The sequence below is a fragment of the Chryseobacterium cupriresistens genome, assembly GCF_046614675.1.
Lineage (GTDB): Bacteria > Bacteroidota > Bacteroidia > Flavobacteriales > Weeksellaceae > Chryseobacterium > Chryseobacterium cupriresistens.
The window spans coordinates 112689-124399 of the sequence record NZ_JBKKJT010000012.1; the positions used below are offsets into that span (position 1 = coordinate 112689).

Genomic DNA, 11711 nt, shown 5'->3' on the forward strand with positions numbered 1-11711 from the left:
ATGGAAAATTTTGAAACATCAGCAATAAGAACCCAGACGGAAAGAACCCAGTTTGACGAACATTCTACACCATTATATCTTACCTCCAGTTTTATATTTCAGGATGCGGAGGATATGAGAGCAAGCTTTGCAGAAGAAAAACCAAAAAACTTATACAGCCGTTTTTCCAATCCTAATGTAACAGAATTTACAGATAAGATTGCTAAAATGGAAGGTGCAGAAGCGGGATATGCCTTTGCGACAGGAATGGCCGCCATCTATTCTACATTTGCGGCGTTATTGAATGCTGGTGATCATATCGTAAGCTGCCAGTCGGTGTTCGGGTCGACACACACTTTGTTTACCAAATATTTCCCGAAATGGAATATTGAAACTTCTTATTTCAAAGCAGAAGATGCAGCGAATGTGGAGCAATACATCAAACCTAATACAAAGATCTTATACCTTGAAACTCCTACCAATCCGGCTATCGAAATTCTGGATCTGGAGTTTTTCGGACAAATTGCAAAAAAGCATAACCTTATTTTTATTGTAGATAACTGTTTTGCAACACCTTATCTTCAGCAGCCTATCAAATATGGTGCAGATATTGTTGTACACTCAGCAACGAAACTGATTGACGGACAGGGAAGAGTTTTAGGAGGAATAGCAGTAGGAAAAGAAGACCTGATCAGAGAAATTTATCTTTTCGCAAGAAATACAGGGCCTGCATTGTCTCCTTTCAACGCCTGGGTATTATCAAAAAGTTTGGAAACATTGGCTATCCGTGTAGAAAAGCATTGTGAGAATGCCTTGAAAGTAGCGGAGTTTTTAGAAAGTCATCCAAATGTTGAATTGGTAAAATATCCATTCCTGAAATCCCATCCTGGTTATGAGGTAGCCAAAAAGCAGATGAAACTCGGAGGAAATATTGTGGCCTTTGAAATAAAAGGGGGAATAGAAGGAGGAAGAAACTTTTTAGATAAGATACAAATGTGTTCATTGTCTGCCAACTTAGGTGATACAAGAACGATCGTTACGCATCCGGCTTCTACAACGCATTCCAAATTATCAGACGACGAAAGAAATGAAGTAGGAATTACTGCAGGACTGGTACGTTGTTCAGTAGGATTGGAAAATGTGGATGATATCATTGCAGATTTAAAACAAGCTTTGGATTAATTCAAACAGCTGCAGGCTTTACCTAAAATCGATAAAATGAAAAATTCAGAACAATTATATAAAGCTTTATCCGAAAGAATTTTAATTCTTGACGGAGCGATGGGTACCATGCTTCAGAGATACAAATTCGAAGAAGAAGATTACCGTGGAGAGCGTTTCAAAGACTGGGAACATCCGGTAAAAGGAAACAATGACCTGCTTTCTCTGACACAGCCTCAGGCGATTGAAGAAGTTCATAAGAAATATCTGGAAGCCGGAGCTGATATTATTGAAACCAATACATTTTCAGGAACTACCATTGCGATGGCAGATTACCACATGGAAGATCTGGTATACGACCTGAACTATGAGTCAGCAAAAATTGCCAGAAAAGCCTGTGATGAGTATACTGCGAAAAATCCAGACAAACCGAGATTTGTAGCAGGATCTATCGGACCTACAAACAGAACAGCAAGTTTAAGTCCTGATGTGAATGATCCGGGATACAGAGCCATCACTTTTGAAGAATTGAGAGTAGCTTACAAACAACAGTGTGAAGCTTTGTTGGATGGGGGTTCAGACATCCTTCTGGTAGAAACCATCTTTGATACTTTGAATGCAAAAGCTGCTTTATTCGCTATTGATGAACTGCAGGACGAAAGAGGAATTGAGATCCCGATCATGGTTTCAGGGACCATTACCGATGCCTCCGGAAGAACTTTGAGCGGACAGACCGCAGAAGCTTTTCTGATCTCAGTTTCCCACCTGAATTTATTAAGTGTAGGTTTCAACTGTGCATTGGGAGCAGATCAGCTGACTCCTTATCTTGAAACACTGGCTCATAATTCAGAATTCTATGTTTCAGCATATCCGAATGCCGGTTTACCAAATGCTTTCGGAAAATATGACGAAACTCCTGAGGACATGGCAAGACAGATTAAAGAATATGTAGAGAAAGGATTAATCAATATTATTGGAGGATGCTGCGGAACTACCCCTGAGCATATCAGGGCGATTGCAGATCTGGTGAAAGATTATCCGCCTAGAAAATTGAAAGAATTTGTCTGATTTGATAGATTTTTTTAATTAAAATCAAGAATGAAGGCTCGGTTATAAATATTATCTTTAAATAAACCACAAAATTTAATGTAATGGAAAAGCCGATTTACTTAAAAGATTCAGAAGATGTTAAGCTTTTTAATGAGTTGAGGAAGAAAGTAAACCAAAGGGTGGAAGGGATTTCTGAAAACAGGGACATCTATATTCAGATTAAAGCAGTTATTCTGCCGATGATCTATCTGGGATTATATGTTCTGGCTCTTTTGAATGCTGAAAAACACTGGATCTATATTCTGAGTTTTGTTTTAATGGGAATCTCTCTGGTTTTAATTTATTTAAACTTAATCCACGAAGCGGCCCATAATAACATTTATAAGAGTAAAAGACTCAATGGGCTGATTCTTCATATTTTTGATTTTATAGGTGCCAACTCCTATATCTGGAAAAAAAGACATATCGCAAGCCATCACGCCTATCCTAATGTAGATGGATGGGACACGGATATCGAACAGAGCGGACTGCTTTTAATCGTACCGTGGATCAAAGCGAAAGGTATACAGAAGTATCAGGATAAGTTTTTCTTTTTAGTATATCCGTTGTATTTGTTCAACTGGATGTTTATAAGAGACTTCAGAGACTTCTTTGATAAAGAAAGAGTGATTTTAAAAACCCAGGGAAAAATTCCCACCATTGAAAAAGTAAAAATGATAAGCTATAAGCTGTTCTATTTCTTTTATCAGATTGTGGTTCCTGTGGTGTTCTTTAAAGTATCAATAGGATTGGCTTTAGGAGCGTGGTTTTTACAGGTAATTTCAGCAAGTATTTTTGCATTGTTTGTGTTACTGCCTTTGCATCCGCTTCCTGATAATGCCTTTCCAAAATTAAATAAAGAGAATGGTCTGCCGTTTAGCTGGCTTCGTCACCAGCTGGAAGTAACCAATGATCTCAAAGAAAATAACTGGTTGGTAAGAAATGTGTTGGGAAATTTCAATTTTCACGTTGCTCACCATCTGTTTCCCAATTACAGTTATATGTATTATAATGAAATTACAGAGGAGATTGAGGAGTTTGCTAAAGAACATGGTTTAGCATACAAAAGATTTCCGCTGATTACGGCTTTAAGTAAGCATAGGGATTTATTGAAGCAGAATGCCAATAATGCCTACTATATTTTAGAAGAATAAAATGAAGTATTTAAGATTATCAGGCCTCGAGCCTCTTATCATAACCCCGGAAAGTAATTTCATCAACGTTGGTGAAAGAACAAATGTTGCCGGATCCAAAAAGTTTTTAAGACTGATTAAAGAGGAGAAATTCTCAGAAGCCTTAGATATTGCCCGCCATCAGGTAGAAGGAGGTGCCCAGATTCTGGATGTTAACTTTGATGATGGTTTGATCGATGGAAAAGCATCGATGATCAAATTCCTGAACTTAATTGCCTCAGAACCGGATATTGCAAGAATCCCGATTATGGTAGATTCTTCCAAATGGGAGATCCTTGAAGCAGGTCTTCAGGTAGCTCAGGGAAAATGTGTTGTGAATTCCATTAGCTTAAAAGAAGGCGAGGAAGAATTTATCAAACACGCCAAGGCCATCAAAAGGTACGGTGCAGCTGTCATTGTAATGGCATTTGATGAGGTAGGGCAGGCTGACAATCTTGAACGAAGAATTGAAATTTCAAAACGTTCCTATGATATTTTGGTAAACCAGATTGGTTTCCCTGCAGAAGATATCATTTTCGACTTAAATATCTTTCCGGTGGCAACTGGAATGGATGAGCACAGAAGAAATGCCATCGACTTTATTGAAGCTACACGCTGGGTAAGACAAAATCTTCCTTATGCATCCGTGAGTGGAGGCGTGAGCAATGTTTCCTTCTCCTTCCGTGGAAATGATACCGTAAGAGAAGCCATGCATTCTGTTTTCCTTTATCACGCGATTCAGGCAGGAATGAACATCGGTATTGTAAATCCGGCTATGCTGGAGGTTTATGATGAAATCAATAAAGAATTGCTGGAGCTGGTAGAAGATGTCATCCTGGATAAAAGAGAAGATGCTACCGAAAGGCTTTTAGATTACTCTGAGAAACATAAATCGGTAAAAAAAGAAAAGACTGAAGACTTAGAGTGGAGAAATAATCCTCTACAGGAAAGGATTACCCATGCTTTGGTAAAAGGAATCGACCGTTTTATTGAAGAAGATGTAGAAGAGGCAAGGCTATTGGCCGAAAGACCGCTTCACGTCATCGAAGTGAACCTGATGACAGGTATGGGAGTGGTAGGAGATTTATTCGGAAGTGGAAAAATGTTCCTTCCACAGGTAGTAAAATCCGCAAGGGTAATGAAAAAGGCAGTAGCTTATTTACAGCCTTTCATTGAAGCAGAAAAAGACGGAACAAAACCTGCTAACGGAAAAATATTAATGGCAACCGTAAAAGGAGATGTTCATGATATCGGCAAAAACATTGTGAGTGTTGTTTTAGGTTGTAACAACTATGAAATTGTTGACCTTGGAGTAATGGTTCCTGCCGAAAAGATTATTCAGACTGCCATTGAAGAAAAAGTAGATGTTATTGGGCTAAGCGGACTGATTACCCCTAGTTTGGATGAAATGGTGTACATCGCTTCAGAATTGGAAAGACAAAATTTGGATTTCCCTCTATTAATCGGCGGTGCTACAACGTCAAAGGCACATACTGCTGTGAAAATCGATTTGAAATATAAAAATGCTGTCGTTCATGTGAATGATGCTTCAAGAGCGGTAAACGTTGTAAGCTCATTGCTGGGTGACAGAAATAAAGAATATGTTTCGGATTTAAAGAACGACTACTCTGACTTCAGAGAAAAATTTCTGAACAGACAGGTGGATAAAGATTATGTTTCAATCAAAGAAGCAAGGGAAAATCACTTTAAAATTGACTGGGAAAATGAAGAAATTTTCACACCGAATAATCTTGGGATAAAAGTAATTGAAAATCAGGATCTGAGAGAACTTCTTCCTTTCATCGACTGGTCTCCGTTTTTCAGAAGCTGGGATCTTCACGGAAAATACCCGAATATTCTGGAAGATGAGGTGGTAGGAGCTCAGGCAAAAGAACTATTCAAAGATGCTCAGGTCATTTTGAATAGAATTCTGGATGAGAAGCTGTTAACCGCAAAAGCCATCTTCGGAATCTTTAAGGCCAATTCCAATGAATCTGATGATATTTTGATTTTTGATGAAAATAATAATGAGCAGGCAAAATTTTTAACCCTAAGACAGCAGGCTCAAAGATCAAAAGGCAAAGATTATCTGGCACTAAGTGATTTCATTGCTCCACAAAGTTCAGGAAAAACCGATTATGTAGGAGCATTCTGTGTAACCACCGGATTTGGTACTGATGAACTGTCTGCGGAATACGAAAAAGCCAATGATGATTACAATTCTATCATGGTCAAAGCTTTGGCAGACCGTTTTGCAGAAGCTTATGCCGAATTCTTACATAAAAAAGTCAGAACAGAATACTGGGGATACGCCAATCAGGAAAACTTAAGCAACGAAGAGCTTATTGCCGAAAAATATAAAGGAATCCGTCCGGCTCCGGGATATCCGGCTTGCCCGGACCATCTGGAAAAGAAGACCATCTGGGATCTTTTAAAAGTTGAAGAGAATACTGGGGTTTTCCTTACAGAAAGCCTTGCCATGTTCCCAACAGCATCTGTTTCCGGATATTATTTCGGAAGCCCGCATGCCAAATATTTCGGATTAGGAAAAATTACAGAAGACCAGCTTGAAGATTATGCAGCAAGAAGAGGTTGTAGCATCCAGGAAGCGAAAAAATGGTTGTCACCCAATTTAGCAGATTAACATTAACATGAAGATAACAGAACACATTAAAAACGCAAATGGAAAAACTTTATTCTCCTTAGAAGTTGTTCCGCCACAAAAAGGAATCGGGATTGAAGACCTTTATACCAATATAGATCCGTTGATGGAGTTCAAACCTCCTTTCATTGATGTGACCACATCCAGAGAAGAATACATTTATCTGGACAAAGGAAATGGTTTGATGGAGCGTCGTATTACAAGAATGCGCCCCGGAACACTGGGGATTTGTGCTGCCATCCAGCATAAATACAATGTTGATACAGTACCACATCTTCTTTGCGGAGGTTTTACAAAAGAAGAAACAGAATATCTGCTGGTAGACTGTATGTATCTTGGGATAGATAATGTAATGGCCTTAAGAGGGGACGCCATGAAAGGACATCAGTATTTTGAACCTACTCAGGGAGGACACGCTAGTGCAATGGATCTTGTCAACCAGATTAATGATCTGGGAAGGGGAAAATATCTTCATAACGAAGAACAGGTTTGTGATGAACTGAACAAATTCTGCATCGGTGTTGCTGGATATCCCGAAAAACATATGGAAGCGCCCTCCATGAATTATGATCTGAAGTGGCTGAAGCAAAAAGTAGATGCCGGAGCAGATTATATCGTTACCCAGATGTTTTTTGACAATAAAAAGTATATTGAATTCGTTCAGAAAGCAAGAGAAATGGGAATAATGGTTCCAATTATTCCGGGAATCAAACCTATTGCCACTAAGAAGCACTTGAAAATCCTGCCACAGGTATTCAAAATAGATCTTCCTGAAGAACTGATCAATGAGGTGGAAAATGCAAAGAATAATGAAGCGGTAAAACAGATCGGAATAGAATGGTCTATTGCTCAGTGTAAAGAACTTTTGGACTTTGGAGTTCCTGTTCTCCACTTTTACTCAATGGGAAAAAGTGATAACATCAAAAAAGTAGCCGGTGAGCTATTCTAATAAAAGTACCAAAATGAAGGAACCCTGCTTTTTAAAGCAGGGTTTTTATTTTTGAAATCTCATAAAGAATTAATTTAAAGATAAAATAAATGAAGAAAGCCGTGGGCTATACACCCGCTTAGAAAGAATCAACTTTGTTAATTCCATCTTTCCTTCCTCAAAAATAAGCCTCCTACTCCCAGCTTCCAGCTTCCTTTCAAAGAATAGCATGTCTCTCAAATTCCTTATTTCTGTCAAACAAATACCGGTAAGTAGCAAGCTTGCGCGTTACTGTGGTATCAAGAGTTTCTGCAATCTTAATCATTTTAGGGTTAAAATCACCAATCCACTGAAGTTCCGTAATTGTAAAATCCGTATGTTTTCTTAAATGTTGAGTTCCTTCCCAGATCATATATCCGTCTATGCCTTTCTTCTGCCATTCCGGGACAACACCAAAAACAAGCCCCACCATTTTTTCATTCTTTTTAAAACGTTTTAAAAACAAAAATTTAAGCTTTTGAAAAATCCCGAATTTCCCGTTCAGGTATTTAAACCACTGGTTGAGATCAGGAATATTGATCCACATCGCAATCGGTTTTTCGTTTTCGTAGACAAACCAAGAGATATGTTCATTAATGATAGGTTTCATGGTGTTGAACATCTTCAGAACTTTTGCTTCTTCAAGATGCTTTCCTTCTCCATGAGATGCCCATGCTTTATTATAAATCTCTGTAAAATCCTTTGCAAACTTCGGCAGATTATTCTTTTTCATAGGTTGTGCTGAGATCGCAGGGTTTCTTCTGTTCTTTTCATGCGCAATGGTAAAGATCCTCGACACTTCCGCAAAAACAGGTCTCGTAAAACAAAGCTGCTCAAAATAAATCTGAAACCCATAATTCTCAAAAAGATTTTTGTAATAAGGGAAATTGTAATTCATTCCAAATAAAGGCTCAATAAAACCTTCAATTAAAAGTCCCCAGAATTTATCCCGTTCCCCAAAATTGATAGGTCCGTCCATTGCTTCCATTCCTTTTCTTTGAAGCCAGTCTTTACAATGGTCAAAAATAAAATTGGCAGTTTCCTGATCATTAATACAGTCAAAAAAGCCAATTCCTCCCGTAGGCTGCTTTTGCTCATAACAGCCGTTTACAAAAACAGCTACTTTTCCAACGGTATTGCCATTCTTTTTAAACAGAAACCTTTTACATTCTCCGTTTTTGAAGAATTTATTCTTGGCAGGATCAAAAATCTCCTCAATATGTTTATCTAAAGGGCGGATATAATTTTTGTCGTGTTCATAAAGACGGGCCGGGAATTCCAGAAATTCCCTTTTATGGAGTTGGTTTTGTACTTCTTCGACAATAATCATAGGCTTTTTAATCTGAGCTGGTTATAAAAGATAATGTTTTTCACCCTAATTGAATATAGATGAACAGATATTATCCGTATTTTTGCTGCAAATTAAATAAAAATGGTTGATTTTACTGATAACGACGATGATATTTTCACTGGAAAAGAACATACGCCTATAAGGGAAGATGCTTTTGATAAATCGCCACAGGAAAAAATTGAAAAAATTACTGAGCTTTTTGGTGAGATTATGGAAACGTTGGGATTGGATATGACAGATGACTCTCTGAAGGATTCTCCAAGACGTGTTGCCAAAATGTATGTGAACGAGATTTTCGGAGGACTTCTTCCTGAAAATAAACCAGGAATCTCCACTTTCTCCAACAAATACAAATATCGCCAGATGCTGGTGGAAAAGGATATCACGGTATACTCTTTTTGCGAGCACCACTTTTTACCCATCATAGGGAGAGCCCATGTTGCTTATATTTCCAATGGCGAAGTAATCGGTCTTTCAAAAATTAACAGAATTGTTGATTATTATGCGAAAAGACCACAGGTTCAGGAAAGACTTACCATGCAGATTGTAAATGCTTTGAAAGAAGCTTTGGGAACGAAAGATGTGGCGTGTATCATTGATGCAAAACACCTTTGTGTCAACTGCAGAGGAATAAAAGATACAGCAAGCTCCACAATTACTGCGGAACTCAGTGGTATTTTCAGAACAAACCCTATCACAAGACAGGAATTCTTACATTACGTAGGAAGTCATGCAAAGCTTGATTAATAAACAATGAACTACCAGATCCTTAAAAATATTATTGATGCAGAGCTCCAGAGATTCCAGACAATTTCTGAAGACGAATGGAATTACAAAAATGCACCGGAAAAATGGTCCAAAAAAGAAATTATTGGCCATCTTTGTGACAGTGCTTTAACAAATATCCGTAGATTTGTTGTAACCCAATACAAAGAGAACGAGAATATCGTTTATGATCAGAACTTTTGGGTGAAAGCTCAGAACTATCAGAATGTTCCTGTTTCAGATCTTATTGATCTGTGGAAATCCTTGAACTATCAGATTGTTCATATTGTAGAAAATATCCCGGATGAAGCATTACAAAGAACCTGTGATACTAGCAAAACAGAACCGCAGGTTTATACGTTGGAGTTTATTATCAATGATTATGTAGATCATCTGCATCATCATTTAAAAGCGATTTAATTATGATAAAATTTAAAAAAGTTTCAGATAAGATTTTTATCACGACAATTATTTGTTGTGACAAAAGTATTTTTTAACTCAATTTTGAATCTTTAAAATCATTAAATCTTTAACTTAAAAATAAATGCAATTAAAATTATATAACTCCCTTACAGCGGAAAAAGAAATATTCAAACCTATCTTGGAAGGAAATGTCGGAATGTATGTCTGCGGACCTACCGTGTACAGCAATGTACATTTGGGAAATGTAAGAACTTTCCTTTCTTTCGATTTTATCTACCGTACCCTGATGCATTTGGGATACAAAGTAAGGTATGTGAGAAATATTACCGACGCAGGACACCTTACCGATGATGGAAATGTAGATAACGACAGATTCGTAAAACAAACCAGACTTGAAAAGCTGGAGCCTATGGAAATTGTACAGAAATACACCGTAGACTTTCACAAAGTCCTGGATATGTTCAACTTACTTCCTCCAAACATCGAACCTACTGCTACAGGACATATTGTAGAGCAGATCGAGTTAACTCAAAAACTAATTGAAAGAGGATTTGCTTACGAAAGCAACGGTTCAGTGTATTTTGATGTTTTGGAGTACAATAAAAGAGGGTTGAATTATGGTGAGCTTTCAAAACGTAACATAGAAGAGCTTTTCGCCAATACCAGAGACCTTGACGGACAGGGTGAAAAGAAAAACCCTCAGGATTTTGCATTGTGGAAAAAAGCCTCTCCGGCTCACATCATGAGATGGAATTCCCCTTGGGGAGAAGGTTTCCCGGGATGGCACCTTGAATGTACTGCAATGAGTACAAAATATCTGGGTGAAACATTCGATATCCATGGAGGAGGAATGGACCTAAAATTCCCTCACCACGAATGTGAAATTGCACAAGGGAAAGCCTGCAACGATGCTGCACCGGTAAATTACTGGATGCACGCCAATATGCTGACGATGAATTCTCAGCGTATGAGCAAATCTACAGGGAACTACATCCTTCCAATGCAGTTGGTTACAGGAGATAATGACTTCTTTGAAAAACCTTTCCATCCTTCAATTGTACGTTTCTGCTTCCTGCAAGCACACTACAGAAGCGTTCTGGATATTTCAAATGATGCCATGATAGCCAGCGAAAAAGGATTTATCAGATTAATGGAAGCAGTGAAAGTATTGAATTCTATTACTCCTGATGATACAAAACAATCCGGTTTCAGCCTGAAAGAATGGAAAAATAAAGCCTATGAAGCATTAACAGATGACTTTAATTCGCCAATCCTGATTGCCCACCTCTTTGAAGTGGTGAAATATATCTTTGCGCTGAAAGATGGCAAAGAAACAATTGCAACAGAAGATCTTGAAGATTTAAAGTCAACACTGAATGCTTTCATCTTCGACGTTCTTGGATTACAGACCGTAGAAGAAAATAACAATGAAAAACTTGATCAGACCTTAAAAGTTTTGATCGAATTGAGAAACCAGGCAAGAAAATCCAAAAACTTCGAACTTTCAGACCAGATCAGAGATAAACTGCTTGCAGAAGGTATCGAATTAAAAGACGGAAGAGACGGAACATCATACGTTCTGAACTAGAAATATAACTTCGTTTTATCCCCATTCCGTAGGAGTCCCTTATGTACAGGATTCTTACGGAATGTTTTTTATCCCTTCTAGAGAATATATCCGTATTTCAGATTATGTCTCTTTGTGCTTCACTTCCCCTCTCTAAAACTCTCTTACCCACTCACATTCAACTCTCCAATTTTTTCAGGAGCTACTTCCTGCTATCCATTCATACTCCTCGCGCCAGCGCACTCCAACGCTGTCACCCTGAGCGAAGCCGAAGGGTCCCCCACACCTAAACCCACCCACCCTCCGAAGCAAGCTGCGGGGTAACCATTGCTATCAGGGCTAGGGGAGGGGTCGTTAATGATGAATGATGAATGATGAATGATGAGGTTCGGGTTATTGTGTTTCGAGATTTGGGTCTCCATGTATAAAAGGAATATTGGTTTGAACATTCATATTGCAGATTTCTATGTAAACATATTATTGAGTATAAATCCCTATTCCCATTGTATCATTCCGCAGGAATCCAAATTCTTTACAAGAACGCTTGTAAGTTGGCAGGATAATATCTAAGGTCT

General features: G+C 38.2%; 9 protein-coding genes. 8 read left to right on the plus strand and 1 reads right to left on the minus strand.

Translation table 11 applies throughout. The features are described 5' to 3' along the window. From ACLI50_RS21630 to metF, 5 genes are all read left to right on the plus strand, one after another. Window positions 1-1161: an O-succinylhomoserine sulfhydrylase gene (locus tag ACLI50_RS21630; RefSeq protein WP_411414620.1), complete on the plus strand. Its 1161-nt coding sequence runs from the start codon at window positions 1-3 to the stop codon at window positions 1159-1161. Window positions 1162-1197: 36 nt separating this feature from the next. Beyond that, the gene (locus ACLI50_RS21635; protein ID WP_411414621.1) at window positions 1198-2208 is read left to right on the plus strand and encodes a homocysteine S-methyltransferase family protein; all 1011 of its coding nucleotides are present in this window, start codon (window positions 1198-1200) and stop codon (window positions 2206-2208) included. 83 nt (window positions 2209-2291) lie between these two features. Next, window positions 2292-3383 (plus strand): fatty acid desaturase family protein, encoded by a 1092-nt coding sequence (locus ACLI50_RS21640; RefSeq protein WP_202840780.1) that lies wholly within the window; start codon window positions 2292-2294, stop codon window positions 3381-3383. Window position 3384: 1 nt separating this feature from the next. Continuing rightward, window positions 3385-6045, plus strand: coding sequence for a methionine synthase (metH, locus tag ACLI50_RS21645; protein WP_411414622.1), 2661 nt, complete (start codon window positions 3385-3387; stop codon window positions 6043-6045). 7 nt (window positions 6046-6052) lie between these two features. Then, the gene (metF, locus tag ACLI50_RS21650; protein WP_120232631.1) at window positions 6053-7012 is read left to right on the plus strand and encodes a methylenetetrahydrofolate reductase [NAD(P)H]; all 960 of its coding nucleotides are present in this window, start codon (window positions 6053-6055) and stop codon (window positions 7010-7012) included. A gap of 196 nt (window positions 7013-7208) precedes the next feature. Here the strand turns inward: metF and ACLI50_RS21655 are convergent, their stop codons facing one another. Further along, complete coding sequence (locus ACLI50_RS21655) at window positions 7209-8360, minus strand: hypothetical protein (RefSeq protein ID WP_411414623.1); 1152 nt, start codon at window positions 8358-8360, stop codon at window positions 7209-7211. A gap of 102 nt (window positions 8361-8462) precedes the next feature. On the opposite strand from ACLI50_RS21655, the gene folE reads away from it, so the two are divergent. The 3 genes from folE (at window position 8463) to cysS (ending at window position 11157) form a co-directional block, all read left to right on the plus strand. Continuing rightward, window positions 8463-9128 carry a GTP cyclohydrolase I FolE gene (folE, locus tag ACLI50_RS21660; protein WP_411414624.1) on the plus strand — a complete coding sequence of 222 codons (666 nt, stop codon included), beginning with the start codon at window positions 8463-8465 and terminating at the stop codon, window positions 9126-9128. Between the two features lie 6 nt (window positions 9129-9134). Then, window positions 9135-9566, plus strand: coding sequence for a DinB family protein (locus ACLI50_RS21665; protein WP_411414625.1), 432 nt, complete (start codon window positions 9135-9137; stop codon window positions 9564-9566). Between the two features lie 124 nt (window positions 9567-9690). Continuing rightward, complete coding sequence (gene cysS, locus ACLI50_RS21670) at window positions 9691-11157, plus strand: cysteine--tRNA ligase (RefSeq protein ID WP_411414626.1); 1467 nt, start codon at window positions 9691-9693, stop codon at window positions 11155-11157. Window positions 11158-11711 lie beyond the last annotated feature (554 nt).